The 25,275-nt window shown below is 72.9% G+C and carries 24 protein-coding genes; 20 read left to right on the forward strand and 4 right to left on the reverse strand.

Translation table 11 applies throughout. From position 1 onward, the window contains the following. Position 1 precedes the first annotated feature (1 nt). From FHX33_RS08375 to FHX33_RS08390, 4 genes are read left to right on the forward strand one after another with little or no spacing between them, the layout of a single operon-like run. Positions 2-1,198, forward strand: coding sequence for a polyamine ABC transporter substrate-binding protein (locus FHX33_RS08375; protein ID WP_183428337.1), 1,197 nt, complete (start codon positions 2-4; stop codon positions 1,196-1,198). Then, positions 1,198-2,181 (forward strand): ABC transporter permease, encoded by a 984-nt coding sequence (locus FHX33_RS08380; RefSeq protein ID WP_021765016.1) that lies wholly within the window; start codon positions 1,198-1,200, stop codon positions 2,179-2,181. Before FHX33_RS08375 ends, FHX33_RS08380 begins: the two co-directional genes overlap by 1 nt. After that, positions 2,178-3,110 carry an ABC transporter permease gene (locus FHX33_RS08385; RefSeq protein WP_021765017.1) on the forward strand — a complete coding sequence of 311 codons (933 nt, stop codon included), beginning with the start codon at positions 2,178-2,180 and terminating at the stop codon, positions 3,108-3,110. Before FHX33_RS08380 ends, FHX33_RS08385 begins: the two co-directional genes overlap by 4 nt. Then, positions 3,107-3,487: a cupin domain-containing protein gene (locus FHX33_RS08390; protein WP_021765018.1), complete on the forward strand. Its 381-nt coding sequence runs from the start codon at positions 3,107-3,109 to the stop codon at positions 3,485-3,487. The genes FHX33_RS08385 and FHX33_RS08390 overlap by 4 nt, the downstream gene beginning before the upstream one ends. A gap of 16 nt (positions 3,488-3,503) precedes the next feature. Here the strand turns inward: FHX33_RS08390 and FHX33_RS08395 are convergent, their stop codons facing one another. Continuing rightward, positions 3,504-5,114 (reverse strand): PucR family transcriptional regulator, encoded by a 1,611-nt coding sequence (locus tag FHX33_RS08395; protein WP_338092006.1) that lies wholly within the window; start codon positions 5,112-5,114, stop codon positions 3,504-3,506. A 142-nt stretch (positions 5,115-5,256) separates the two neighbouring features. Between FHX33_RS08395 and FHX33_RS08400 the strand changes: the two genes are divergently transcribed. The 4 genes from FHX33_RS08400 (at position 5,257) to FHX33_RS08415 (ending at position 10,457) form a co-directional block, all read left to right on the forward strand. Next, positions 5,257-6,741, forward strand: coding sequence for a CoA-acylating methylmalonate-semialdehyde dehydrogenase (locus tag FHX33_RS08400; RefSeq protein WP_183428339.1), 1,485 nt, complete (start codon positions 5,257-5,259; stop codon positions 6,739-6,741). A 27-nt stretch (positions 6,742-6,768) separates the two neighbouring features. After that, positions 6,769-8,184: an aspartate aminotransferase family protein gene (locus FHX33_RS08405; RefSeq protein ID WP_021764394.1), complete on the forward strand. Its 1,416-nt coding sequence runs from the start codon at positions 6,769-6,771 to the stop codon at positions 8,182-8,184. A 135-nt stretch (positions 8,185-8,319) separates the two neighbouring features. Then, the gene (locus FHX33_RS08410; protein ID WP_183428340.1) at positions 8,320-9,441 is read left to right on the forward strand and encodes an NYN domain-containing protein; all 1,122 of its coding nucleotides are present in this window, start codon (positions 8,320-8,322) and stop codon (positions 9,439-9,441) included. 80 nt (positions 9,442-9,521) lie between these two features. Then, a complete protein-coding gene (locus FHX33_RS08415) occupies positions 9,522-10,457 on the forward strand; it encodes an NADP-dependent oxidoreductase (protein ID WP_183428341.1) in 936 nt (311 codons plus the stop codon). A gap of 30 nt (positions 10,458-10,487) precedes the next feature. On the opposite strand, the gene FHX33_RS08420 is transcribed toward FHX33_RS08415, so the two are convergent. Next, complete coding sequence (locus FHX33_RS08420) at positions 10,488-10,808, reverse strand: DUF7882 family protein (protein ID WP_021762285.1); 321 nt, start codon at positions 10,806-10,808, stop codon at positions 10,488-10,490. A gap of 3 nt (positions 10,809-10,811) precedes the next feature. Continuing rightward, on the reverse strand, positions 10,812-11,180 hold the full coding sequence (locus tag FHX33_RS08425) for a DUF7882 family protein (protein WP_021762287.1): 369 nt from the start codon (positions 11,178-11,180) through the stop codon (positions 10,812-10,814). A 78-nt stretch (positions 11,181-11,258) separates the two neighbouring features. Here FHX33_RS08425 and FHX33_RS08430 point away from each other — a divergent pair, with 78 nt between their 5' ends. Together FHX33_RS08430 and FHX33_RS08435 are read left to right on the forward strand one after the other, a co-directional pair. Then, positions 11,259-11,504: a hypothetical protein gene (locus FHX33_RS08430; RefSeq protein ID WP_021762289.1), complete on the forward strand. Its 246-nt coding sequence runs from the start codon at positions 11,259-11,261 to the stop codon at positions 11,502-11,504. A 35-nt stretch (positions 11,505-11,539) separates the two neighbouring features. Further along, positions 11,540-12,943, forward strand: a complete 1,404-nt coding sequence (locus tag FHX33_RS08435) for an MFS transporter (RefSeq protein ID WP_183428342.1) — start codon at positions 11,540-11,542, stop codon at positions 12,941-12,943. 18 nt (positions 12,944-12,961) lie between these two features. Here the strand turns inward: FHX33_RS08435 and FHX33_RS08440 are convergent, their stop codons facing one another. Further along, positions 12,962-14,017, reverse strand: coding sequence for an NAD(P)H-dependent flavin oxidoreductase (locus FHX33_RS08440; protein WP_183428343.1), 1,056 nt, complete (start codon positions 14,015-14,017; stop codon positions 12,962-12,964). 93 nt (positions 14,018-14,110) lie between these two features. On the opposite strand from FHX33_RS08440, the gene FHX33_RS08445 reads away from it, so the two are divergent. The 10 genes from FHX33_RS08445 (at position 14,111) to FHX33_RS08490 (ending at position 25,262) form a co-directional block, all read left to right on the forward strand. Beyond that, complete coding sequence (locus tag FHX33_RS08445) at positions 14,111-14,770, forward strand: alpha/beta hydrolase family protein (protein ID WP_183428344.1); 660 nt, start codon at positions 14,111-14,113, stop codon at positions 14,768-14,770. A 72-nt stretch (positions 14,771-14,842) separates the two neighbouring features. Continuing rightward, entirely contained in the window at positions 14,843-17,926 is a 3,084-nt protein-coding gene (locus tag FHX33_RS08450; protein ID WP_183428345.1) for an FtsX-like permease family protein, read from the forward strand. Next, positions 17,923-20,664 carry an ABC transporter permease gene (locus FHX33_RS08455; protein WP_183428346.1) on the forward strand — a complete coding sequence of 914 codons (2,742 nt, stop codon included), beginning with the start codon at positions 17,923-17,925 and terminating at the stop codon, positions 20,662-20,664. The genes FHX33_RS08450 and FHX33_RS08455 overlap by 4 nt, the downstream gene beginning before the upstream one ends. Beyond that, positions 20,661-21,578 (forward strand): ABC transporter ATP-binding protein, encoded by a 918-nt coding sequence (locus tag FHX33_RS08460; RefSeq protein WP_021762980.1) that lies wholly within the window; start codon positions 20,661-20,663, stop codon positions 21,576-21,578. Before FHX33_RS08455 ends, FHX33_RS08460 begins: the two co-directional genes overlap by 4 nt. Beyond that, positions 21,565-22,308, forward strand: a complete 744-nt coding sequence (locus tag FHX33_RS08465) for an ABC transporter ATP-binding protein (RefSeq protein WP_183428347.1) — start codon at positions 21,565-21,567, stop codon at positions 22,306-22,308. Before FHX33_RS08460 ends, FHX33_RS08465 begins: the two co-directional genes overlap by 14 nt. Before the next feature lie 31 nt (positions 22,309-22,339). Then, positions 22,340-22,888: an AAA family ATPase gene (locus FHX33_RS08470; RefSeq protein WP_021765171.1), complete on the forward strand. Its 549-nt coding sequence runs from the start codon at positions 22,340-22,342 to the stop codon at positions 22,886-22,888. Between the two features lie 104 nt (positions 22,889-22,992). Continuing rightward, positions 22,993-23,325, forward strand: coding sequence for a PadR family transcriptional regulator (locus FHX33_RS08475; protein ID WP_021765170.1), 333 nt, complete (start codon positions 22,993-22,995; stop codon positions 23,323-23,325). A gap of 1 nt (position 23,326) precedes the next feature. After that, positions 23,327-23,701, forward strand: a complete 375-nt coding sequence (locus tag FHX33_RS08480) for a DUF1048 domain-containing protein (protein WP_021765169.1) — start codon at positions 23,327-23,329, stop codon at positions 23,699-23,701. Next, complete coding sequence (locus tag FHX33_RS08485; RefSeq protein ID WP_021765168.1) at positions 23,698-24,486, forward strand: ABC transporter ATP-binding protein; 789 nt, start codon at positions 23,698-23,700, stop codon at positions 24,484-24,486. Before FHX33_RS08480 ends, FHX33_RS08485 begins: the two co-directional genes overlap by 4 nt. Then, positions 24,486-25,262 carry an ABC transporter permease gene (locus FHX33_RS08490; protein WP_039923850.1) on the forward strand — a complete coding sequence of 259 codons (777 nt, stop codon included), beginning with the start codon at positions 24,486-24,488 and terminating at the stop codon, positions 25,260-25,262. Before FHX33_RS08485 ends, FHX33_RS08490 begins: the two co-directional genes overlap by 1 nt. Positions 25,263-25,275 lie beyond the last annotated feature (13 nt).

Genomic DNA, 25,275 nt, shown 5'->3' on the forward strand with positions numbered 1-25,275 from the left:
GATGCGGCGCACCTCCCGCACCGGCCGCCCGAGCAGCGCCGCCGACGTCGTCGCCCTGATCCCCCAGGCCGGGGCAGCCCGCATCACCCGGCGCGCGCTGCTCGGCGGCTTCGCCGTCACCGCGGCCGGGCTCGCCCTCACCGCGTGCACCAGGGAGACCGCGTTCGGCGCCTCCGTGGCACCCGACGGCAAGCTCGAGACCCAGCTCAACGTGTACAGCTGGGGCGATTACGATGACCCGTCGAACATCACGTCGTTCCAGAAGAAGCACGGCGTGACCGTGCAGCTCGACAGCTACGGCTCCAACGAGGAGATGATCGCGAAGCTCGGCGCCACCCGCGGCACGAGCGGGTACGACATCGTCGTGCCGACGGGCAGCTACATCCCGATGATGTCGGCGAACGGGCTCCTCCAGAAGCTCGACCACTCCCGGTTGCGCAACCTGAGCAACATCGACCCGCACTACCTCGACCAGTCGTGGGATCGCGGCAACGTCTACTCGGTCTGCAAGGACTGGGGCACCACCGGGTTCGCCTACAACACCGACGTGATCAGCCGGCCGATGACCTCGTGGTCCGACTTCCTCGATGCCGCCCAGAAGGAGGCGAGCAAGAACGTCGCCGTGCTCGAGGATCCGTGGGAGGTCGCGAGCATGTACTTCGCGGCCAACGGCATCGACCCCAACACGACGAAGAAGGCCGACCTCGACGCCGCCGAGGACTACCTGGTCAACACGCTCGCGCCGCACATCAAGGCGTTCAACTCCACGGCCGTCACCAGCGGCATCCCCGAGGGCACCTTCGCCCTCTGCCAGGCGTTCAACGGCGACGCCCGCCAGGGGATGCTCGCCACGGACACGATCCCCAAGAACTGGAAGTTCGTCTACCCGACGCCGACGGCGAACCTGTGGATGGACACCTGGGCCATCGCGACCGGTGCGCAGCATCCCGACGCGGCCTACGCGTTCATCGACGCGATCCTCGAACCGGACGCGTCGTACCGCGAGGTCGACTACATCGGGTACTCGACCGGGGTGAAGGGGCTCCGCGAGCGCGCGCAGAGCGAGGACTTCGCCCTGCCGGAACTCGTGTTCCCCACCGACGACGTGATCGCCCGGCTGACCCCGGCCGAGCTGAACGGCGCGGCCGAGCGGCTCGTCTCGATCGTGAACCGCATGATGGCGAAGGCAGGCTCCTGATGACCGCGACAGCGACCGCATCCCGCGCCGGCGAGCGCGACGCCACCGGCTCCGGGCCGGCACCCGGACCGCAGCGGCGCCGCCTGCGCACCCGCATCTCGGGCACCACGATCGCCGGCTTCCCGACCTGGGCGTTCGTGCTGTTCTTCTTCGTCGTCCCGCTGGCCCTCGTGCTCTGGTACAGCTTCGGGTACAAGCCCGACCTGTTCTCCGCGCACGCCAACGACAAGCTCTCGTTCGACCGGTACGGGGAGGCGCTGGACGCGACCTTCCTCGGCACGTTCGTCAACACGCTGCGGATCGGGCTCGTCGGCACGGCGATCTGCCTCGTGATCGGCGTGCCGTTCGCGTACTGGCTGGCGGTGAAGCTGCGCCCGCAGTACCGCGCCCTGGCGCTTGCCCTGGTGCTCGTGCCGTTCTGGACGAACTTCCTGGTCAGGACGCTCGGGTGGCAGATCGTGCTCTCGCCGCAGGGATTCGTCTCGGACGCCCTGCAGAGCCTCGGCATCATCCACGGCGACCTGAACGTGCTCTACACGCAGGCGGCCGTGCAGCTCGGCGTCGTCTACAACTACCTGCCGCTGATGATCCTGCCGCTGTACGTCGCCATGGACCGCGCCGGGCAGCCGCTGCGCGAGGCGAGCGGCGACCTGGGCGCCAACCGGGTGCGCACGTTCCTCCAGGTGACGCTGCCGCTGGCCGCGCCGGGGATCGCGTCGGGCTGCCTGCTGGTGTTCATCCCGCTGATGGGCGACTACGTCACCGCCTCGGTGCTCGGCGGCGCCCAGGGGAACATGGTCGGCCAGCTGGTCGCCAGCCAGTTCAACACGGCTCAGAACTGGGCGCTGGGCTCGGCGATGGCGGTGCTGCTCATGCTGTTCATCGCGGCGGCGGTCGTCATCGTGGGCGGCGTCGCCCTGGTCATCCGGTACGTCGTCCGGCGGTCCCGCCGGGTCGATCTCTCGAAGGGAGCGGGCGCATGACGACGCAGACCGCGACAGAGGCCATGCTCGCCGTCCGCAGCGACAGCGGCCGCAACGCACGGCGCCGGACGGTGCGCCGTCGCCGACGCCCCGACGGCGTGCGCATCGGCCTGACGGTGTGGGGCATCCTGGTGTTCGCCTTCCTGTTCCTGCCGATCCTCGTGATGCTGGTGTACTCGTTCAACACAGGACGCCTGCTCGCGACGTGGCAGGGCTTCGGCTTCGACGCGTACGCAGCAGCGTGGGCCAGCCCGGTCATCCGCTCCTCGGTCATCACGTCGCTGGAGGCCGCCGTCGGGGCCGCGCTGCTCTCGACCATCCTCGGGACGCTCGGCGGCCTGGCCCTCGCGCGGTCGAAGGCGAAGACCTCCTGGGTGCTGTGGGCGACGCTCCTGCTGTCGATCACGCTGTTCACCCCCGAGATCGTCGACGCCGTCTCGATGCTGCCGTGGTTCGTGAGCCTCGGCACCGACTTCGGCATCGGCATCTTCAGCAACGGGATGGTGCGCCTCGTCGTCGCGCACGCCGTGCTCTCGGTGGCGGTGGTGACCTTCATCGTCCGGGCCAGGATGCAGGGCATGGACGAGGCGCTGGAGGAGGCCGCCGCCGACCTCTACGCACCCCCGCTGAAGCGCTTCTGGCAGATCACCCTCCCGGTCGCGAGCCCCGCGATCTGGGCCGGCGCACTCATGTCGTTCACCCTCAGCCTCGACAACACCATCGTGTCGAGCTTCGTGCAGGTGCCGGGGTCGACGCCGTGGCCGGTGTACATCTTCAGCTCGCTGCGCGTCGGTCTTCGGCCGGAGATCGCCGCGGTCTCGGCGGTCATGTTCGTCCTCACCCTGGTCGCCCTGGCCGTCGTCGGGTTCGTGCTCCGCCGCAGCGGGGCGTCGACCGAGGAGATGGCGAAGACGCTGGCGAGCGCATGAGCGAGGGATACTCCGCCGGCGCGGGCCCTGCCGGCGACCGTTTCGCCACGACCGGCCGGGTGGACGCGCTGGCCCTGCCGCTCGATCACGAGGACGTGCCCGATACGCAGCGCGTGTCGGGCACCCCTCGCACGGGACTGGCCGAGCTGGGCTCCTTCGGCGGCTCGGAGGTCGGCGTCTGGGAGATGACGCCCGGCACGATGAGCGACGTGGAGTCCGACGAGCTCTTCGTCGTGATCGCCGGCCGCGCGACCGTCGAGTTCGTCGCGACCGGGGACATCCTGGCGATCGGGCCGGGCGACGTGGTGCGCCTCACCGCGGGCGACGAGACGGTGTGGACCGTGACCGAGACCCTCCGCAAGGTCTGGCTGGCCTGACGGCGGCGGGGCGGCCTCAGCCGCGGGCGCTGCGCGCCAGCAGGGCGGCGTGCAGGGCGCTCAGCGTCTCGCCGTCGTCCAGGTCCATCCCGAGCAGCTCCTCGATGAGGGCGATGCGCTGGTAGAAGACCGAGCGCGAGAGATGGCTGGCGGCGGCCGCCTTGGTGCGGTTGCCGGGATGGGCCGCGTAGGCGCGCAGCACCTCCAGCAGGTCGCCGCCGCTGGCGAGGTCGTAGTCGATCAGGGGCCGGAGCATCAGCTCGCTGTGCTCCTGCATGCGCGGGTCGGCACCGAGCGTGGTGACCAGGCGCAGCAGGGGGCGGTGCTCGGCACGCAGCACCGTGACGCCCTGCGACCGGCGGGGATCGGCGCGCGCGAGCAGCTGCCCGGCCTCCGCGACGGAGGCGAGCAGGCCCGGGATGCCCGGCGCCTCCGATCCGAGCGCGACGGTGACGGCTCCGCCGGTCCCCGGGTTCGCGGCTGCGGCGCGCGCGACCGCAGTGCCGATGGCGGTGAGCGTCGCGTCCGTCACCGACCGCTCGGGCCGCGAGGAGATCGCGAGCACGAGCATCCCGGACGCACGGTCCGGATGCTGCGACACGAGCGCCTCGACGCCCTGGTCCCTCGCCTCGGCGCTCGCGGCGGCGACGAGGGCCGCGACGTCCGGGGTCTGCCCGGCGACCGCGTGCAACCCGATCGCGACGCCGCTCAGCGCCCGCCCGGCGACCGGGAGCCCGGACGCTTCGAACCGGGCGACCAGCCCGCTCTCGGTCGCGAACCGGCGCCCGAGGAGCGCGCCGAGCAGGCGGTCGTGACTCTGCCGCGTCCACTCGTCGGCGTCCCGGTCGGCGAGCCTGCTGAGAGCGAGGGCCACCGCGGCCTGCTCCAGCACGTTCGACCGGCCGGCGGGATGGGCGCGGCCAGGGAGGGCGACGAGGTGACCCCACCGCATCCCCCGCGCCTCGATCGGCGTGATGAGCCAGCGCTCGCCGCCGGTCCCCCGGTGCTCCTGCCGGGAGCGCTGCTCCCAGTCGCGCAGCGCCTGCTCGTCGCCGTCGATGCCGGATGCGGCGATCACGCGGTGGTTGAGGTCCTCGAGCACGACCGGGGCGTCGAGCGCACGGGCGGCCTGGGCGACGATGAAGTCCGCCGGGCTGCCGCGCAGGCTCAGCTCGGTGAAGAGGGCGTGGATCTCGTCGCGGGCGCGCAGCGCGCCCATCTGGTCCGCGATGATGCGGGAGTGCACCGCCTCGGTGATCGCGATGAAGCGCACCTCCCGGTGCAGGACGACGAACGGCAGACCCGCGGCACGGAACCCGTCGAGGAGGGCGGTCGGCGCGGAGGGCATCCGCTCGCCGAGCTCGAGCACCAGCCCGGCGATCCCGCCCCCGGCCAGCTGCTCGGCGAGGCCACGCAGGCCGGCGTCGTCGGTGGGCCAGCCGGCGCCGGTCGACAGGAGGAGCTCGCCCCCGCTGACCAGGCGGGCGCTGGAGGCGGTCTCCGAGACGTGCACCCACCGGACCGGCCGGTCGAGGGCGTCGTCGCCGGACAGGACCTCGGGCAGGGCCGCGGCGACCTCGTCGAACCGGAGGATCTCGCGGATGGTGGGCAGCACGACTGGCGACACCGGATCCGGACGATCTGTCTCATCCACCGACAAGCCCCGACGATCTGGCATCACTCGCCCGCCTCGCTCTCTGCAACCATTGGGAGACAAGCCTACTGTTCCATCCGGGCACTTCGTCCGGAACCACGCAAGGAGAATGCCCGTGGCCCTCATCCGCCATCTGATCGACGGGACCGAGACCGGCGAGACCGCCCGCACCGGAGCCGTGTACGACCCCGCCACGGGCGAGCAGCAGCACGAGGTCGTGCTCGGCAGCCGCGCCGACGTCGAGCGCGCCATCGCCGCGGCCCGCGCCGCCCTGCCCGGATGGCGCGCCACCAGCCTGACCAAGCGCGCCGACGTGCTCTTCCGCCTGCGCCACCTGCTGACGGAGCGCCGCGACGACCTCGCCGCCATCGTCACCAGCGAGCACGGCAAGGTGCTCTCCGACGCCGCGGGCGAGATCGGCCGCGGCCTCGAGAACGTCGAGTTCGCGTCCGGCCTGATCAACCAGCTCAAGGGCGAGTTCAGCGAGCAGGTCTCCACCGGCATCGACGTGCACAGCGTCAAGCAGCCGGTCGGCGTCGTCGCCTGCATCACCCCGTTCAACTTCCCGGTCATGGTGCCGCTCTGGATGGTCGCCAGCGCGATCGCGTGCGGCAACACCGTCGTCCTCAAGCCGAGCGAGAAGGACCCGAGCGCCTCCGTCTTCCTGGCGAAGCTCTTCCTCGAGGCCGGCCTGCCCGCCGGCGTGCTCAACGTCGTGCACGGCGACAAGGAGGCCGTCGACACGCTGCTCGACAGCCCCGACGTCTCCGCGGTCAGCTTCGTCGGCTCCACCCCGATCGCCCGGTCGATCTACCAGCGCGCGAGCGCCAGCGGCAAGCGGGTGCAGGCCCTGGGCGGCGCGAAGAACCACATGGTCGTGCTCGAGGATGCCGACATCGAGTCGGCCGCCGACGCCGCCGTCTCGGCCGCGTACGGCTCCGCCGGCGAGCGCTGCATGGCCGTCAGCGTGCTCGTCGCCGTCGGCGACGTGGGCGACCGGCTCGTCCCCGCCATCGAGCGCCGCCTCGGCGACCTCGCCATCGGCGCGGGCACCGACGCCGCCAGCGAGATGGGGCCGCTCATCACGCGCGAGCACCGCGACAAGGTCGCCTCCTACGTGACCGGAGCCGCCGCCGAGGGCGCGACCGTCGTCGTCGACGGCACCACCAAGCAGTTCGACGGAGACGGCTTCTTCATCGGCGTCAGCCTCGTCGACGACGTGAAGCCCGGGATGCGCGTCTACGACGACGAGATCTTCGGCCCGGTGCTGTCGGTCGTGCGCGTCGACACCTTCGATGAGGCGATCGCGCTCGTCAACGCCAACCAGTACGGCAACGGCACCGCGATCTTCACCCGCGACGGCGGCGCCGCCCGCCAGTACGAGTTCGAGGTCGAGGTCGGGATGGTCGGCGTCAACGTGCCCATCCCCGTGCCCGTCGGCGCCTACTCGTTCGGCGGCTGGAAGGGCTCGCTCTTCGGCGACTCCCACATCTACGGCCCCGAGTCGTTCCACTTCTACACGCGCAGCAAGGTCGTCACCACCCGCTGGCCCGACCCGGTGCAGTCCAGCATCCAGCTGGCCTTCCCCGGCAACTCCTGACCCGCGCGACGAGACACGAGGATCCTCATGACCGACACCCTCCCCATCACCGCCCGCACCGGGTTCGACGACCGCACCGGGGCGCGCCACCCCTTCGGTGACACGGACGCCGAGACCCAGGTGCGCAGCGACGACCGCAGCCACGTGTTCCACTCGTGGAGCGCGCAGGCGCAGATCGACCCGCTGCCGATCGCGGCCGGCGACGGCTCCACGTTCTGGGACTACCAGGGCAACGCGTACCTGGACTTCAGCTCCCAGCTGGTCAACCTGAACCTCGGGCACCAGCACCCGGACCTGGTCGCGGCCATCCAGCAGCAGGCCGGTCGCCTCGCGACCATCCAGCCCTCGATGGCGAACGACGTGCGCGGCGAGCTCGCGCGCCGCATCGCCCGCGTGGCGCCCGGCACCCTCGACAAGGTGTTCTTCACCAACGGCGGCGCCGACGCGAACGAGTACGCGGTCCGGATGGCCCGCCGCGTGACCGGACGCCACAAGGTCCTCTCGATGTACCGCTCGTACCACGGCGGCACCGCCACGGCGATCTCGCTGACCGGCGACCCGCGCCGCTGGCCGAACGAGCCGAGCGATCCCTCGGTCGCCCACTTCTTCGGCCCGTACCCGTACCGGTCGGCCTTCCACGCGACCACGCCGGAGGAGGAGACGCAGCGCGCCCTCGAGCACCTCGAGAGCGTCATCGTGCTGGAGGGCGCCGCCACCGTGGCGGCGATCATCATCGAGACCGTCGTCGGCACCAACGGCGTGCTCGTCCCGCCGCCCGGCTACCTTCCCGGCGTGCGGGCGCTGTGCGACAAGTACGGCATCGTCTACATCGCCGACGAGGTCATGGTCGGCTTCGGGCGCATCGGCGAGTGGTTCGCGGTGGACGCGTTCGACGTCGTGCCCGACCTCATCACCTTCGCGAAGGGGGTGAACTCGGGATATGTGCCGCTCGGCGGCGTCGTCATCTCCGAGCCGATCGCGTCGTACTTCGACGATGTGTCGTTCGCCGGCGGGCTCACCTACTCGGGCCACCCGCTGGCCTGCGCGGCGGGCGTCGCGACCTTCGAGGTGTTCGAGCGCGACGGCATCCTGGAGCGCGTGCGCGACCTCGGCGAGCGCGTCGTCGAGCCCGAGATCACCTCCTGGTTCGACAAGCACCCGTCCCTCGGCGAGGTACGCGGCCGCGGGCTGTTCTGGGCGCTGGAGCTCGTGCGCGACCGGGAGACGCGGGAGCCGCTGGTGCCGTTCAACGCGACGGGCGCCGACGCGGCTCCCATGGGAGCGGTCGCGGCCGCGTGCAAGGCGGCCGGCGTGTGGCCGTTCACGCACTTCAACCGCGTGCACATCGCCCCGCCGCTGGTGATCGAGGAGGACGAGCTGCGCCGCGGCCTCGCCGCCATCGACGCCGCGCTCGACGTCGCGGACCGCTACACCGCCTCCTGACCCGCTCGATCCCCTCCTCTGCCCCTCCGCATGTGGCCCAAATGTCGGGTATGCCACGCGCATCCCCGACATTTGGGCCACATCTGCGAGGGGCCGGCACAGGGAGGGGTCGGGCGCGCGGGATATCGTGGGGCCATGAGTGAACCTGGGCACGGCCGCGTCGCGGTCTACATCGACTTCGACAACATCGTCATCTCCCGCTACGACCAGGTGCACGGACGCGGGCAGTTCATGCGCGACCGGCAGAAGTCGTCCGGCGACAAGCCGAAGCCGGCGTTCGCGGCCAAGCTCGAGGAGGCCAGGGTCGACCTGGGCGCCATCATCGACTTCGCGTCGTCGTTCGGCACGCTCGTGCTGACCCGGGCGTACGCCGACTGGTCGGCGACGGTGAACGCCGACTACCGCGGCCAGCTCGTCGGCCGCGCCGTGGACCTCGTCCAGCTCTTCCCCGCCGCCGCCTACGCGAAGAACGGCGCCGACATCCGGCTCGCCGTCGACGCCGTCGAAGACCTCTTCCGCCTGCCCGAGCTGACCCACGTGGTCGTCGTGGCCGGCGACTCCGACTACGTGCCGCTGGCCCAGCGGATCAAGCGCCTCGGCCGCTACGTGATCGGGATCGGCGTCGCGGGCTCCACCGCGAAGTCCCTCGCCGCCGCGTGCGACGAGTTCGACAGCTACGACGACATCCCGGGCGTCGCCCACGACGAGGTCGCGGACGACACCGCGGACGACGTCGTCGAGGAGGCCGCCGCCGACGAGGCCGCGACCGGCACCGCTGCGGCAGAAGCAAGCGGTGCCGACACCGTCGCCGACGCGCCCGAGAGCGACGCCGAAGCCGACGCCGCGAAGGCCGAGCCGGCCACCACGGGACGCGGCTCGCGCTCCCGCCGGAAGCGCACCCCGGTCGAGCAGCCGGCCGAAGCCGCCGAGGCCGCCGAGCCGACCCCGGTCGAGCAGGCCGACGCCGAGCTCCAGGCCGAGGCCACGCGCCTGCTCACCCGCGCCCTCCAGCTCGGCCACGAGAAGGACGACACCGAGTGGCTGCACAGCTCCACGGTGAAGGGCCAGATGAAGCGGATGGATCCGTCGTTCAGCGAGAAGGCCCTCGGCTTCCGCTCGTTCAGCGACTTCGTGAAGTCGCGCAGCCCGATCGTCGAGCTCGACGACAGCTCGACCGCGCAGATGGTGCGGCTCGCGCCCACCCGCTCGCGCCGCGCCCGTCACAGCGGCCGCGCGACCGACACCGTCTCGGCCTGACGGCCGGACGTCCGGATGCCGTGTCGCCGCGGCGCCGAGACGCTGAGCCGGCACACAGCATCCGGGCGTTGACTGGCCCCATGGCACGACAGTGGATCGCGACGCGGTGGGGTGGACCCGAGGATTGGGAGCTGGTGGAGCGGGAGGTCGCCGCGCCGGGGCCGGGTGAGGTCACCATCCGGGTGCGCGCCGCCGGGGTGAACCCGGCCGACTACAAGCACGTCTCCTCCCCGCGACCCGGACTCGAGCTGCCGGTCGCCATCGGCTACGAGGTCGCCGGCGTGCTGAGCGCCGTCGGTCCCGACACCGAGATCGGCTCCGGCGCCGCCGCGGTCGGCGACGCGGTCGTGGCCTTCCGTATCCAGGGCGGCTACGCCGATGAGGTGACCGTGCCCGCGAAGGACGTCTTCGCGAAGCCGGAGCGCATCCCCGACGAGGAGGCGGCCAACCTCCTCCTCGCGGGCACCACCGCGGCGCAGATGCTGCACACGGTGGGAGCCCGGGCGGGCGAGACCATCCTTGTCCACGGTGCCTCCGGCGCCGTCGGGGTCATGATCCTGCAGCAGGCCGGGGAGCTCGGCGTGCACGTCGTCGGCACGGCGAGCGAGGCGAGCTTCGCCCGTGTGCGCCGCTTCGGCGGCGTCCCGGTGCTCTACGGCGACGGGCTCGCCGACCGGGCGCGCGCAGCGGCGCACGGGCCGATCGTCGCCGCCCTCGACACGGTCGGCACGGACGAGGCGATCGACGTCTCCCTGGAACTCGTGCCCGACCGCTCTCGCATCGTCACGATCGTCGCCGCGGCCCGCGCTGACCAGGAGGGCTTCGCCGCCGTCTTCGGGGCGCAGCCGGAGAGCCAGGCGTACCGCGACTCCGTCCGCGCCTCCCTGCTCGAGCTGGCCGGAAGCGGTCGCCTGCAGGTGCCGATCGCGCGGACCTACCCGCTGGACGAGGCGCCGGAAGCCCTGCGCTTCCTCGCCGAGGGCCACCCGGGCGGGAAGATCGCACTGCTGCCCTGACCGGGCCGCCGGACGGGAGCAGCGGTCCGCCTACTCGCTGAAGTGGCCGGACTCGGCCTCCTCCTCGGTCATGACCACCATGCCGCCGGTGCGCTGGCTGGAGTGCAGCAGGGCCTCCATCCACCGCTCGTTGAGCACGGGCGGGCGGCTGCCGGCGAACACGAACGCCATGGGGATCTCGCGGCTGACCCAGATGCTCATCCGGCCGCCGCCCTGCTCCGGCGGGATCTGCCAGTTGAGCAGGAAGCTCTCGTGCCGGCGCAGCTTGGTGACCAGCGCGATCTTGACGTGCGACAGGGTGCGGTCGTCGAACTCGTACTCCTGACCGTTGGCGTAGAGCAGCTTGCCCATCGCTCAGCCCTCCTTGCGCTGCTGCGACCGTGCGGCCTTGTAGGTGCCCTCCGGCACCTCGGCGCGGATCTCGGCGCGCAGGGCGTCTTCGAGCACGAGGCCGCCGTTGCCGTTGGCGCGCTCGGTGAGCAGCCCCAGCCACTCCCGGTTCAGCTCGGGGAACGTCGGATGGGCGAAGACGAACTGCAGGCTGATGGCGGGATCGAGCCAGATCGAGCGCAACGTGCCCTCGGCGCCCACCGTCGTGTCCGTCCAGATCAGGAGGAAACCCTCCCGCCGCCGGAGCTTGGTCGCGATGACCGCCTGCAGGTGCGCCAGTACGCGGTCGTCGAAGGCGAATCCGTCCGCGCCGTCGTAGATCAAAGTGCCCATCGTTCCTCCGGCTCCCACTTTCGCGGCGAGCGGGCGCGTCGTCAAGTGATCCGCGGACCTCGGCGTAAAGTCCGGGCCATGGACGCTCTCACGCGAACCATCAGAGCGGCCCTCCTCTACGAGGACGGCCGGACCTTGGACAGCCTCGTCGTGGTGCCGCTGATCGGCGGATGTCCGCCGGGCGAGATCCGCGTCGCCACCCTCTTCGCCGGTGCACTCGCGTACGACGTGTACGAGCTGGCGGACGAGGAGGAGTACGCGGGAGTCCCGGCGTACCCCTACCGCTCCACCATCCCCGTGACGACCGACGACCTCGACGCCTGACCACCGGCCGGCCGACGCCTGATTAGGCTGGACGGGTGACCTCCCCTGCCCCGGACCCCCGACCGCGCGGGAGCCGGGTGGGCGCCGCCGTCGCCGCGCTCAGCGTCGGGACGGTGCTCAACCCGCTCAACTCGTCGATGATCGCGGTCGCGCTGGTGTCGCTGCAGCGCGACTTCCGGGTGGATGTGACGACGGTCACCTGGGTGATCACCTCCTTCTATCTGGCCTCTGCGGCGGGGCAGCCGCTCATGGGGCGGCTCGCCGACCGGTTCGGGCCGCGCCGGCTGTTCCTGTTCGGGATGATCGTCGTTGCGATCGCCTGCGCCGTCACGCCGTTCGTGCAGTCCTTCGCCGCCGTCTGCGCCGGCCGGGTCGCCCTGGCGATCGGGACGGCGACCGCCTTCCCCTCCGCCATCGCCATGTTGCGGCCGCTCTCCGCCGGGACGGACGTCGGCACCCCGCGGCTGCTGGGACGCCTCCAGATCGCCAACACGTCCGGCGCCGCGATCGGCCCCGTGCTCGGCGGGGCGCTCGTCACCTTCCTCGGCTGGCAGTCGATCTTCTGGGTGAACGTGCCGCTCGCCGCGCTCGCGTTCGTCGGGGTGTGGGTGTTCGCGCCGCGGGACGCCGAGCGGGAGCGCGTGCCGCTGTCGCGCACTCTGGCCGAGTCGGACATCCCGGGCATCCTGCTCTTCGTCACGACGCTGACCGCGCTGCTCGTGTTCCTGCTCGACCTCTCCCCCGCGCCGCTCTGGTGGCTGCTGCCGATCTTCGCTGCGGCCGGCGCGGCGTTCGTCTGGCGGGAGCTGCGCACCCGGCACCCGTTCCTCGACCTGCGCCTGCTCGCTGCGAACCGCCGGCTGATGATGGTGTACCTCTGCTTCGCCATCTTCAGCGTCGTCTACTACTCGGCGTTCTTCGGCCTCCCGCAGTACCTGCAGGCGCACGCGGGGTACCCGGCCGGCATCGCGGGCCTCCTGATGTTCCCGCTGGCCGCGGTCACGATCGTCGCGACGCCCCTGGCGGCCCGGGCGATCGAGCGGGTCGGGCTGCGCCGGACCCTGCTCTGGGGCGCGTCGTCGCTGATCGTCGGCGCGGCCCTGCTCGGTGTCGCCACGGTCTCGACCGCGCCGTGGGTCGTGCTGGTGCTGACCGCCGCGCTCGGCATCCCCTACTGCGTCGTCAGCATCTCGATGAACCAGGCCCTCTACGCGTCGGCGCGGCCGGAGGACAGCGGGGTCGCGGCGGGCATCTTCCAGACCTCGCGTTATGTCGGCGCGATCGTCGCCACCACACTCCTCGGGCTGCTCTTCAGCGGCGGGACCACCGGCGGGAGCTGGCTCACCGCCGTCGCCGTCGCGACCGGCCTGGCCGTCGTGCACCTGGGGCTGCTGGTGTTCGTGCGGCCGGGCGGGCGCGCGGCGGGCGCGGCGGCCTGAGCGGAGCATCGGGTCGGGTCAGCGCGAGCGGTCCGGGAGGCCCCGAGCCAGCTCGGCCAGCACCTCCGCGGCGTCGTCGTGCCGGGCGAGCGCCGCGCTCTGCCCCATCCACAGCGACAGCAGCTCGTCGTCTCCGCGCTCGCCCGCCGTCCGGCGGAACACCCCGGTGAGCGCGTTCTGCACCGGGAAGGGCGCGATCGTGCCGCCCTCCTCGATCTCGCGGACCGCGCGGTTGCGCAGACCCCGCGCCAGCCGCCCGCTCATGGCGCGGGTCAGGACGGTGTCCGAGGCCTCGGCCGTGCGGATGCGCGCGCGGTGCGCCTCCGGGGCGGCCGACTGCCGGGTGGCGAGGAAGGCCGTCCCGACCTGTACGGCGTCCGCGCCGAGGGCGAACGCTGCCGCGACACCGCGCCGATCGGCGATGCCACCTGCCGCGATCACCGGCACCTCCACGGTGTCCACCACCTGCGGCACGAGCGCGAGACCGCCGACGAGGCTGTCTTCCGCCGGGGCCAGAAAGGAGGGGCGGTGCCCGGCCGACTCGGAGCCCGACGCGACGACCGCATCCACCCCGCCGGACGCGAGCGCACGCGCCTCGGCGACCGTGGTGGCCGTCCCGATCACGACGATCCCGCGGTCGTGGGCGGCCTCGACGATCTCCGCCGGCGGCACGCCGAAGATGAAGCTCAGCACGGCGGGCGCGGCCGCGAGCGCCGCCTCGATCTGCTCGTCGAACGACGGCGGCAGCGCGATCGGCCACGCAGGGCGCTCCGCACCCGCCGCGTCGAACAGGGCACCGAGCGCCTCGACGTACCGCGCGTACTCCTCCCGCTCGACCGGGTGCTCCCCCGGCAGCTCGAGCGGGAGCCACAGGTTGAGGGCGAACGGGCGGTCCGTCCGGGAGCGGAGGGCCGCAGCGGTCGCCCGGATGCGGTCGGCCGTGAAGCCGTAGAGCCCGAACGATCCGAGGCCGCCCGCCGCGCTGACGGCCGTGGTCAGCTCCACGGAGGAGAGGCCGCCGAACGGGCCCAGCACCAGCGGCAGCTCCACGCCGACGAGCTCTTCGAAACGCATTCCGGCCTCCCGACGCCGCGTGCCCGTGCGCACGCCTCCGACGCGACAAGCCTATCCGCGCCGCCACAGCGCGGACCGGGTACCGTCGAAGGGATGGACATCACCGCCCCCACCTCGCTCGGTCCGGGTCGCCTCGTGGTCGCGGCGGCGGACGCTCCGCGCGCACTGCTCTGGCTCGGCCACGGCGCCGGCGGCGGCATCGACGCCGTCGACCTGGACGCGCTCGCGCACGCCCTGCCCGCGTCCGGCATCTCCGTCGCCCGCTACGAGCAGCCCTGGCGGGTCGCCGGCAAGCGCGTCGCCTCCCGTCCCGAGGCGCTGGACATCGCGTGGCGCGAGACGGCACCGGTCGTGGCGGACCTCGCGGCGGGCCTCCCGCTGTTCGTCGGCGGTCGCAGCGCCGGCGCCCGGGTCGCCTGCCGCACCGCGACGGAGCTCGGCGCCGCCGGAGTCGTCTGCCTCGCCTTCCCGCTGCACCCGCCGGGGCGACCCGAGAAGTCGCGCCTCGACGAGCTGCTGCTCCCGGACGTGCCGGTGCTGGTACTCCAAGGAGACCGTGACACGTTCGGGACGGCCGAGACGGTGGCGGCCGAGGCGGCGGCCCGGGACGGGGTCCGGGTTGTCGCCGTTCCGGGCGCCGACCACGGCATGAAGACCCTGAAGTCGTCGCCTCTCGGCGCGGCGGCGGTGCGGGAGCTGATCGGGTCGACGGTCGCCGGGTTCGTGGACGAGGTCGTCGGCCGAGGCGCCTGACCGCGGTACGATCGTCGCCGCCCCGCGCGCACGCGCACAAAAACACCGTCCCCGTCGCGATACGGTGAGGGGATGCGCGTGGGGGCTCGGACGGAGGGACGCATCCGTGCGTTCTGGCCGCAGCGTTCGCGCGCGCAGGCGGGCGTTCTCGCGGCGACTGCTCTGACGGTCGTCGTGATCGCCTTCCTCGCCTGCACCATGGCGGGGCTGGCCGTGCGCTCGCCGACGCTCGCGGTGCGCCAGAGCATCGAGGCCGGGCCCGCGGCGACCGTCGCGGAGGCGTACCAGTCGGCGCTCGATCCGGACGATGCACGCGCTCAGGACCGTACCGTGCGATCCGTCCTCGCCCGGCAGTTCCGGGCGGCGCCGGTGACGGTCGACCGGACCGCCTTCGCCGCGTCCGTCGCGATCGGCGGCGACCGGACCGCGCTGCTCCTGACCGATGCGGCGGACCTGCGTGCGCGCGCCGACCTGCGTTCCGGGACGTGGCCAAAGGGGGACTCCGAGGTCGCCGTCGACGCCGCCCTGGCCCGCGCGGCCGGCCTGGAGGTCGGCGCACGGCTGCCGCTGACCGCCGATGCCGGCACGGTCGGTGTCGTCGTCTCCGGGATCTGGGCGCCGAAGGATGCCGCTGCGCCCGCCTGGCTCGGCGTCACCGCCGGGACCGGCGGCACCGATGGACGCCTGATCGGCAACTCGGGCCTCCTCACCGCGGTCACCACCTCGGTGACGGCGCAGTGGGTCGTCACGCCCGACGCGTCGCGCGTGACGGCGGCGGACCTCCCGCGCCTCCGGACCGGCTACACCGATGCCGTCGGTGCCCTGACCGACTCCGAGGCGGCGTCGGGGCCGTTCACGCCTCTCGGGCAGGCCGCCGCGACCGTGGCAGACATGCAGCAGTCCGTCGGCGCCCTGGCCGCCGTCCTTCCCGTGCCGCTCGCGCTGCTCGCCGTCTGCTCGACCATCTCGCTCGTCCTCCTGGCGCGGCTGCTGGCCCGGTCCCGGCTCGGCGAGACCCGGGTGCTGCGCGCCCGCGGGGCGACAGTGGGCACGCTGGTGCGCGCCGATGCTGCCGAGTCCGCGCTCGTCGCGCTCATCGCCACCGCGATCGGCGCTGCACTCGCGCTCGCCGTGCTCGCAACCACCGGAGCGGGCTCCGCCACCGGGCTCCCGGAGGCCGTGCTCGCGGCGATCGTGCCGGCCGCGGCGGTGCTCGTGGTCGCCGTCGCGGCCACCGCGGTCGTGACCGCCGTCACCGCACGGTCGGCCGACTCCGCTCCCGGGCAGGTGGAGTCGGGCCGGGTGCGTTCGGCCGCCTCCCTCACCCTCGGCGTGCTCGCGCTGGCGGCCGCTGGAGTGACGCTCTGGCGGTTCCTCTCCTACGGCGCGCCGGATGCGGACGGGAGGGTCGACCCGGTCGGCACCGTCGCCCCCGCAGCCGTGCTCTGCGCCGTGGTGGTCGCCGCACTGGTCGCGCTCGGACCCGTCGCCGCCGGCGTCGAACGGCTGGCCGCGCGTCGCAGGGGCCTCGCGGCGGTGCTGCCCGCCCGGCAGGTGAGCCGCGGCGTCCAGCTGGTCGCCGCCCCGGTCGCGCTCGTCGTGCTCGCGGTCGGCGCCGCCACTTTCGCGGCGGGGTACGTCGGGACGTGGTCCGGCTTCCTCCACGACTCGTCGCGGCTGGTGGCGGGGGCGGACGTGCGGGTGGACCTCGGTGTCGCGGGCAGCGTGCGCGGGGCCGGGGACCTCCCGCCGACCGACCGGTTCGCCGACATCCCGACCGTATCGACCGCCGCTCCCGCGCTCGTGACGGACGCGACGCTCGGTCAGGAGGACGTGACCCTGGTCGCCGCACCCGCCCGCGCGCTGCCCACGCTGGTCGACGTGGGCGCCTACATGTTCGCGCCGCGTGCCGCCGCTCAGCAGCTGACGGCCCAGGATCCGCTGCGAGGTGTGGCGCTCGGCGACGGCGCGCACACCATCGCAGCGGTCGTGACCGCGACGGTTCCCGGAGGCGGGGTCCCCGCGCCGGCCGTTCGGCTGACGTTCTGGGTGAGCGACGGGAACGGCGCCGTCGCCCCGCTGTCAGCGGCACCGGTCGCGGGAGGCGCACCCGGGCGGGTCTCCGCCGCCATCCCGGACGGCGGCCCGTGGTCGCTCGTCGCCGTGGACACCCACCTCGACACCGGCGCGACCGCCGTCCCGGTCCAGGTCCGGATCACCGACGTGGATGCGGGAGGGCCGCTCACGACGAGCGGCTGGAAGCCGGCGTCTGCGGCCTTCGGGTCCGCGTTCACCGTGACGAACGGCACGGCAGGCGCCCTCGGTTTCGACTCCCCGCTCGTGCCCGCCGGCAGCGACGAGGCGGTGCGCCTGCTCCCCGGGTCGGGCGGCGACGTCCCGGTGATCGTCACCCGGGCGACCGCAGACGCTGCCGGGCTCGATACCGGCGCACGCATCGAACTCGACTCGCCGTGGGCGACCCTCCAGGGCACGGTCGCGGGCGTCGTCGCCGCCGTTCCCGGGACCTCCGACCAGAGCGCCGTCCTCGTCGACCTCCGCGCGCTCGACGACCAGATGCTCCGCACCGCCCCGACCGTCCCGCGACTGGGCTCGATCTGGCTCGCCACGCCCGACCCGCAGCGGGTGGCCCACGCTGCACAGCAGGCGGGCGGTGCCGACGCCGTCGTCACCGATGCGTCGGGCGCCTTCGTCGCGCGCTTCATGGCGAGCGCCGTCGCCGCGCTGTGGCTGGGAGCGGCGGGATGCGCGCTCCTCGCGGTGGTGGCCGTCGCGGCCGCTGCCCTGTCGGCCCTCCGCGACAGACGTGCCGAGGTGGTCGTGCTGCGCGCCGTCGGCGTCGGTTCGCGGCAGCAGGTGTCCGCGCGGCGACGCGAACTCGCCGGAGTCGTGCTCGGCGCCGCCCTGGTCGGCGTGGTCGGCGGCCTGGCCGTCTTCCTCCTGGCCGGGAACGCCCTCGCCCGCCTGTCGGTCGTCACCGCACCGAGCACGCTCTCCGTGCAAGGACGGCTCGACCCGATCGGGCTGGCGGTCGCGATCGGTGCGCTGGCCGTCGCGGTGGCCGTCGTCCTGTGGCTCTACGGACGCGCCGTCCGGCGCCAGACCGCCGACACCTCGTACCGGGCGGAGACGCGATGAGCCGGCGCTCCCTCCTCTCCGCTCCCGCGCTCGCGGCGCGGGCGTTCGCCGCCTCCCGCGGTGGCCTCGCCCTGCTCGGCGTCGTCGTGCTGATCGCGACGACGGCGGTGTCGGCCTGGCCGCGCTTCGCGGACGGCCTCCTCGGCGACGAGCTGCACTACCGCGTCGAGGAGGCGACCCCGGCCAACCGCGACCTGCTCACGTCGGTAGTGACGGGGATGTCGTCGATGTCGGCCACGCCGTCCACCGGCGCCGCCGATCCCGCCGCCGTGTGGAACGGGATGCCGGCCGCGCTCGCCGCCGCGCGCTCGGGCATGCTCCCGGCGCTCTCGGCGGTCACGCTCCCCGGCGATTTCGCCGCGCGGAGCGACGACGTCGCCACCGAGGGTCCGGCCGGGGCGGCGGGGAACACGCAGTACGTCACCGACGTGGAGGCGTACCAGCGTCTGCGGGAGTCGGCCACGCTCGATGCCGGCACGTGGCCGGCTGCCCTGCCGAGCACGACAGCGAGCGGCACCCCCGCCGAGGGCACGACGATCGACGTCGTCATGGCGACGGAGGCCGCGACGCTGCTCGGCTGGAAGGTCGGCGAGACCCGCACCGCGTTCTCGACCGGCTCCTTCCGGCTCCGGCTCAGCGGCACGGTGCACCCGCGGGCGTCCGGCTCCGACCTCTGGGCGCTCGGAACGCTCCGGGCGCACGGCAGCTACGCCGACCTCGGCGACGCGGGCAAGCTCTACCGCGCGGTCGCCTGGGTCGATCCGGACTCCTGGACGCGCATAGCGCCCCTCTTCACCGCGACCTCCACGCAGGCCTGGCTCCCCGTCTCCCCCGCGGCATTCTCGGTGGACCGCTTGGATGCCGTGCGCTCGTCGCTCGCCCGCTTCCTGTCCAGTCCGCCCCCTGCGACCTTCGACGGCACCCCGACGGCGCTGCGGTTCTCCACCTCCCTCGACCGCACGCTCGACGACTACGTCACCCGCGCGCAGCCCGCGAACACGCTCTTCGCCATCCTGGCCGCTGGCCCGATCGGCGTCGCGTTCGCGGTCCTCGTGCTCGGAGTGCGGCTGCTGCTCGGGCGCCGGCGCGAGACGCTCGCGCTGCTGGCGGCTCGCGGCGCCTCCCCGGCCCGCCTGCGACTCGGTCTCGCCGTCGACACCGCCGTCGTCTCCGTTCCGGCCGCGGCCCTGGGACTGACGGCCGCGCTGCTCCTGACTCCTGGTGTCGACACGATCGCGCTGCCCGTCGCGCTCGCGGTGCTCTGCGCACTCGCGCCTCCCGCCCTCTGCGCCGTCGCCGCCGGGCGGCTCGGCCCGGGCGACGACCTCCGGAGCGAGCACGCCGTCCGCCGCCGCTGGGGCTGGGTGCTGGAGGTCCTCGTCGTCGGGCTCGCCGCTCTCGGGGTGGCCGCCCTCTTCCAGCGCGGGCTCGCCCCGCGGGATGCCGGGCTCGGCGTCGACCCGCTCCTGGCGGTCACGCCGGTGCTGATCGCCCTCGCCGCCTGCGTGATCGTCCTCCGCGTCTATCCCCTCCCCCTGGCGTGGCTGGCCCGCTCCCTGCGCCGGCGCCGCGGCCCGGTAGCCTATCTGGGCGCGGCGGGCGCCCTCCGTGCCCGCTCGGGCGGTCTCTGGCCGGTCTTCGCCGTGGTGCTCGGCGTCGCGATCGCGGTGTTCTCCGCGAGCGTGCTCAGCACCGAGCGCTCCGGCATCGAGACGGGCGCGCTCGCCCGCGTCGGCGCCGACCTCAGCGTGACCGCGCCGACGACGTTCAGCGACGCCCAGGTGAAGGGCCTGCGCACCGCACCGGGCGTCGCAGCGAGCGCCGTGGTCGAGTGGGCGGGCGGCGTGCGCGTGCAGGCCGGATCGCAGGGCGGCGAGCTGTCGGGATACCTGGTCGACCCGGTCGAGCTCGCCCGGGTGCAGTCGGGCATCCCGGAGTCCGCACGCGTCTCGGCTGCGCTCCCGCAGAAGGACTCCGCCCGCACCGGCGCCGTCATCGGCGGCTTCGATCCGGCGATCCCGGTGACGAGCGCCATCCTCTACGGACGCACCGCCGTCCATCTCGGCGTCACCGAGTTCTCCTTCGCGCCGGGCATCTACATCCGGGACAGCCAGTGGGCGATCATCGACCGCACGGCCCTGCCCGCCTCCGCGGAGATCACCGGCGCGCCCCAGACCGTGCTGGTCGCCCTCGCCCCCGGCGCCGATCCGGGAACGGTCCACCGCGAACTCGCCGCCATCGCGGGCGACGGCGCGACCATCGGTGACGCCCGGCTCGAGCAGACGGCCTTGCGTCAGGCGCCGCTCGTGGCCGGGCTCGAGACCGTCGCGCTGCTGTCCATCGCCCTGTCGGCACTGATGTGCGTCGGCGCCCTCCTGCTCGCGCTCGTGATCGGCACCGCCGCGCGCACCCGGCTGGTCGCCACCCTGCGCACCATCGGCTACACCTCCCGCCAGACCGCGGCCCTGCTCGGCTGGGAGCTCGGGCCGCTCCTGATCGTCGGGATCGTCGCCGGCGTCCTGGTCGGCATCGCTCTGCCGGCGATCGTGCTCGCCCCGATCGACCTCAGCGGGTTCACGGGCGGCCCGATCGCACCGGAGGTCGTCATCGACCCCGGGCTCATCGCTCTGGCGGCGGGAGGCTTCGCCCTCTCGACCGTCGCCGTCACACTCATCGCGCTCGCCGTCGCACGCCGCCGCTCTCCGGCCGCCGTGCTGCGGGTAGGAGGGGAAGAATGACCGTCATGCCGCATGACCGCCCGGACGCGGGCATCGAATGCTCCGACCTCGTCCGCATCTTCACCGCCGAGGGCGTGGAGGTGCAGGCGCTGCAGGGCCTCAACCTGCGCGTCCGCGGCGGCGAGCTCGTGGCGATCGTCGGCGCCTCCGGCTCGGGCAAGTCCACGCTGCTCGGAATCCTCTCCGGGCTCGACAAGCCCACCGCCGGCGCCGCCTCCGTCGCCGGCCGCGACCTGCTCGCGCTGACCGCCAGGCAGCGCGTCGACTACCGACGCCGCACGGTCGGCTTCGTCTGGCAGCAGACCTCACGCAACCTCCTCCCCTACCTCACGGCCCGCGAGAACATCGCGCTCACCATGTCGCTGGCGCGCCGTCCCGACCGGGTCGAGCGCAGCCGCGACCTCCTGGACCTGCTGGAGGTGTCGCACTGCGCCGACCGCCGGCCCGCCGAGATGTCCGGCGGCGAGCAGCAGCGCGTCGCCATCGCCGTCGGACTGGCGAACGAGCCCGCCGTGCTGCTCGCCGACGAGCCGACGGGTGAACTCGATGAGCACACCTCGGCGGACGTGCTGGAGGCGATGCGCGGCGTCAACCGCGAGCTCGGCGTCACGACCCTCATCGTCACGCACGACCCCGCGGTGTCGGAGCACGTCGCGCGGACCATTCAGATCCGCGACGGCCGCACCTCCACGGAGGTGCTGCGGCGCACCGGGCGGACCGAGAGCGGGGACGAGCACACCGTCGCCGAGGAGTTCGCGGTGCTGGACCGGGTCGGGCGCCTCCAGCTGCCCCCCGAGTACCTCAGCGCGCTCTCGATGCGCGATCGGGTGCGCCTCGCACTCGAGTCCGACCACGTCGGGGTCTTCCCGCACCAGGACCGCGAGGACGACGGGAGCCACGATGACCAGCGCTGAGATGCCGGGACAGGTCGACGACACCGCGCTCCGGCCGCTCCTGCGGGCCGAGGGGGTCGGGCGCGTCTTCACGACCGCGGCCGGCAACGTCACGGCGCTCGAAGCGGTCTCGCTGGAGGTGCACCCGGGCGAGCTGCTCGTCGTCCGCGGCCGGTCCGGCTCCGGCAAGACGACCCTCCTCAACGTGCTCGGCGGTCTGGACATGCCGACCACCGGAACGGTCACCCTCGGCGGTCTCGACCTCACGACCGCGACCGAGTCGCAACTCGTCGCCGCGCGGCGGACGCGCCTCGGCTTCGTCTTCCAGGCGTTCGGCCTCGTCCCGGTGCTGTCGGCAGCGGAGAACGTGGAGGTCCCGCTGCGACTCCTCGGCGTCGAGCCGGCCGAGCGCGACGCACGGGTGGCCGACCTGCTCGACCGTGTCGGGCTGAGCGGGCACGCCGCCCAGCGACCGTCCGAGCTCTCCGGCGGCCAGCAGCAGCGCGTCGGCATCGCCCGCGCGCTCGCGGCCCGCCCGCAGGTCCTGCTCGCCGACGAGCCGACCGGTCAGCTCGACAGCGTGACCGGCGCGGCGATGATGGATCTGCTCGTCGAGCTGGTGCACGACTCCGGCGTCGCGGCCGTGGTCACCACGCACGACCCGCTCCTGATGGCGCGCGCCGACCGCGTGATCGAGCTGCACGACGGGCGCACCGTGCCCCGGCGGCGTGGAGCGCACGTGCGGGAGTGACGGCGGGGACCGCCTCGGATATCGTCGGTGGATGGCCAGGCTCATCCTGATCAACGGCGCTCCGGCCTCCGGCAAGTCGACGCTCGCTGCGCTGCTGGTCGAGGATCGCCCGCTCGCGCTCGCCCTCGACATCGACTCCGTGCGCGGCGCGCTGGGGCGCTGGTCGGACGATCCCGAAGCCTCCGGGACGGCCGCGCGCCGCATCGCGCTCGCCATGATCGATGCGCACCTGACCGCAGGGCACGATGTCGTCGTGCCGCAGTTCCTGCGGCGGCCGGAATTCGCGGACGAACTCGCCGCGGCCGCGCACGCGGCGCAGGCGGGGTTCGTGGAGATCGTGCTCGTCGGCGATCCGGCGGAGGCGTCGGCACGGTTCGCCGCACGGTCCGCGTCCGACGATCCCCGACACCGCGACGCTGCCGTGCTCCAGCGCCTGCCGGCCGCGGAGCCGATCGAGGCGCTCTACGCCGACCTGCTCGCGATGGCGGAGCAGCGGCCCGGAGTCCACTTCGTGCCGACGGTCGACGGAGAGCCGGAGCGCGCGCTCCAGGCGATCCGCTCGATCCTGCACGACTCCTGACGCCGGCTGCGGAACCTCCTCACTATTCAGTGTTGCTATCTACCGGTACTCGGCGTTACTATCTACCAGTACCAAGCAACACTGAGTAGCCGGAAGGAGAGTCCATGAGCAAGCAAGCGACCGAGATGCTCAAGGGGACCCTCGAGGGCATCGTCCTCGCCATCCTCCAGGCCCGGCCCGCGTACGGCTACGAGATCACCTCGTGGCTGCGGGATCAGGGCTTCACCGACATCGCCGAGGGCACGATCTACGCGCTCCTCGTGCGCATCGAGCAGCGCGGCCTCGTGGACGTGGAGAAGGTCCCGTCCGAGAAGGGCCCGCCGCGCAAGGTGTACTCGCTGAACACCGCGGGACACGAGTACCTCGACGAGTTCTGGAGGACGTGGAGCTTCCTCGCAGAACGACTGGAACAGCTCCGACACGAAGGGGAGAACTGACATGGCGGCCAAATGGGTCGAGGCGATCACCGGATCGCTCGAGCAGAAGAAGCAGTACCGGCTGTACCGGGCACGGCTGGAGGCCCTGCCCGAGCCCTACAACGCCGTCGCGAAGGCCGTGCAGCGGTACTTCATGTACAACGGCGGCGTCGAGGACGGCGACACCCTCGTCACGATGATGGGCGACTTCGTCGACCTCTGGGAGCGCGCCGCGACCGACGGCACCCCCGTCCGCGACATCGTCGGGGAGGACCCGGTCGAGTTCGCGGAGGCGTTCGCCGAGGCCTACACGGGCAAGCGCTGGATCGACAAGGAGCGCGCCCGTCTGAACGCCGCCGTCGAGGCGGCCGAGACGAAGCAGGAGGCGGAGGAATGACCACGCAGACCGTCGAGCGCGGCCCGGCCATCCAGGTCCGGGGCCTCGAGAAGTCCTACAAGAAGCTCAGCGTCCTCCGCGGCGTCGACTTCGACGTCGAGCACGGCAGCATCTTCGCCCTGCTCGGCTCCAACGGCGCGGGCAAGACGACGGCGGTCAAGATCCTCTCGACGTTGCTCAAGGGCGACGCCGGGAAGGCCGTCGTCAACGGCTTCGACGTCGCCACCAAGCCCGCCGAGGCGCGCGACTCGATCAGCCTGACGGGCCAGTTCGCGGCCGTCGACGAGATCCTCACCGGGCGCGAGAACCTCATCCTCGTCGCCCAGCTGCGGCACCGGAAGAAGCCGGCAGCGATCGCAGACGCGCTGCTCGCCCGCTTCTCGCTCACCGAGGCCGGCTCCCGCAAGGTCGCGACCTACTCGGGCGGCATGCGCCGCCGGCTCGACATCGCCATGAGCCTGATCGGCGATCCGCCGGTGATCTTCCTCGACGAGCCCACCACCGGTCTCGACCCGCAGGCGCGGATCGAGGTCTGGGAGGCCGTGAAGGAGCTCGCCGGCCGCGGCACCACGGTGCTGCTCACCACGCAGTACCTGGATGAGGCCGAGCAGCTCGCCGACCGCATCGCCATCCTCCACGAGGGCCGCATCATCGCGAACGGCACCCTGGCCGAGCTGAAGCAGCTGCTTCCGCCGGCCGAGGTCGAGTACGTCGAGAAGCAGCCCAGCCTGGAGGACGTCTTCCTCGCCATCGTCGGCGATGGCACGACCTCGAAGGAGTCATGATGTCCACCGCGACATTCTTCAGCGACACCACCGTCCTCACCGGACGGTCCATGCGCCACATCACGCGCAGCCTCGACACCATCATCACCACCGCGCTCATGCCGATCGCGTTCATGCTGCTGTTCGTGTTCGTCTTCGGCGGCGCGATCGACACCGGCTCGTTCTCCGGCTCGTACGTCGACTACCTCCTGCCCGGGATCATGCTGATCACGGTCGCGACGGCCATCTCGTACACCGCGTACCGGCTGTTCATGGATCTGCAGGGCGGGATCTTCGAGCGCTTCCAGTCCATGCCGATCGCCCGGTCGAGCGTGCTCTGGGCGCACGTGATCACGTCCCTCGTCTCGACGATGATCTCGGTCGTGCTGGTCGTGCTCGTCTCCCTGCTGGTCGGATTCCGCACCGGGGCGAGCGTGCTCGCCTGGCTCGGCGTCGCCGGCATCCTGCTGCTGTTCAGCCTGGCACTCACCTGGATCGCCGTCATCGCCGGACTGTCGGCGAAGACCGTGGACGGCGCAGGAGCGTTCGCCTACCCGATCATCTTCCTGCCGTTCATCAGCTCGGCCTTCGTCCCGACCGAGAGCATGCCCGGCCCCGTCCGGTGGTTCGCCGAGAACCAGCCCGTCACGTCCATCGTCAACTCGATCCGCGCCCTGTTCGCCGGCCAGCCGGTCGGCAGCGACATCTGGGTCGCCCTCGCCTGGTGCGTCGGCATCCTGGTCGTCGCCTACGCCGTCGCGATGGCCGTCTACCGCCGCCGGGTCACGGCGGGGTGATCCCCGCCCCGCC

This window comes from Leifsonia aquatica (genome assembly GCF_014190775.1).
GTDB classification, from domain to species: Bacteria; Actinomycetota; Actinomycetes; order Actinomycetales; family Microbacteriaceae; genus Leifsonia; species Leifsonia aquatica.

Coding starts and splice junctions, on each gene's coding strand:
- FHX33_RS08375 (WP_183428337.1), top strand. CDS start 2: ATGCGGCGCACCTCCCGCACCGGCCGCCCGAGCAGCGCCGCCGACGTC.
- FHX33_RS08380 (WP_021765016.1), top strand. CDS start 1,198: ATGACCGCGACAGCGACCGCATCCCGCGCCGGCGAGCGCGACGCCACC.
- FHX33_RS08385 (WP_021765017.1), top strand. CDS start 2,178: ATGACGACGCAGACCGCGACAGAGGCCATGCTCGCCGTCCGCAGCGAC.
- FHX33_RS08390 (WP_021765018.1), top strand. CDS start 3,107: ATGAGCGAGGGATACTCCGCCGGCGCGGGCCCTGCCGGCGACCGTTTC.
- FHX33_RS08405 (WP_021764394.1), top strand. CDS start 6,769: ATGACCGACACCCTCCCCATCACCGCCCGCACCGGGTTCGACGACCGC.
- FHX33_RS08410 (WP_183428340.1), top strand. CDS start 8,320: ATGAGTGAACCTGGGCACGGCCGCGTCGCGGTCTACATCGACTTCGAC.
- FHX33_RS08415 (WP_183428341.1), top strand. CDS start 9,522: ATGGCACGACAGTGGATCGCGACGCGGTGGGGTGGACCCGAGGATTGG.
- FHX33_RS08420 (WP_021762285.1), bottom strand. CDS start 10,808: ATGGGCAAGCTGCTCTACGCCAACGGTCAGGAGTACGAGTTCGACGAC.
- FHX33_RS08425 (WP_021762287.1), bottom strand. CDS start 11,180: ATGGGCACTTTGATCTACGACGGCGCGGACGGATTCGCCTTCGACGAC.
- FHX33_RS08430 (WP_021762289.1), top strand. CDS start 11,259: ATGGACGCTCTCACGCGAACCATCAGAGCGGCCCTCCTCTACGAGGAC.
- FHX33_RS08440 (WP_183428343.1), bottom strand. CDS start 14,017: ATGCGTTTCGAAGAGCTCGTCGGCGTGGAGCTGCCGCTGGTGCTGGGC.
- FHX33_RS08445 (WP_183428344.1), top strand. CDS start 14,111: ATGGACATCACCGCCCCCACCTCGCTCGGTCCGGGTCGCCTCGTGGTC.
- FHX33_RS08450 (WP_183428345.1), top strand. CDS start 14,843: ATGCGCGTGGGGGCTCGGACGGAGGGACGCATCCGTGCGTTCTGGCCG.
- FHX33_RS08455 (WP_183428346.1), top strand. CDS start 17,923: ATGAGCCGGCGCTCCCTCCTCTCCGCTCCCGCGCTCGCGGCGCGGGCG.
- FHX33_RS08460 (WP_021762980.1), top strand. CDS start 20,661: ATGACCGTCATGCCGCATGACCGCCCGGACGCGGGCATCGAATGCTCC.
- FHX33_RS08465 (WP_183428347.1), top strand. CDS start 21,565: ATGACCAGCGCTGAGATGCCGGGACAGGTCGACGACACCGCGCTCCGG.
- FHX33_RS08470 (WP_021765171.1), top strand. CDS start 22,340: ATGGCCAGGCTCATCCTGATCAACGGCGCTCCGGCCTCCGGCAAGTCG.
- FHX33_RS08475 (WP_021765170.1), top strand. CDS start 22,993: ATGAGCAAGCAAGCGACCGAGATGCTCAAGGGGACCCTCGAGGGCATC.
- FHX33_RS08480 (WP_021765169.1), top strand. CDS start 23,327: ATGGCGGCCAAATGGGTCGAGGCGATCACCGGATCGCTCGAGCAGAAG.
- FHX33_RS08485 (WP_021765168.1), top strand. CDS start 23,698: ATGACCACGCAGACCGTCGAGCGCGGCCCGGCCATCCAGGTCCGGGGC.
- FHX33_RS08490 (WP_039923850.1), top strand. CDS start 24,486: ATGTCCACCGCGACATTCTTCAGCGACACCACCGTCCTCACCGGACGG.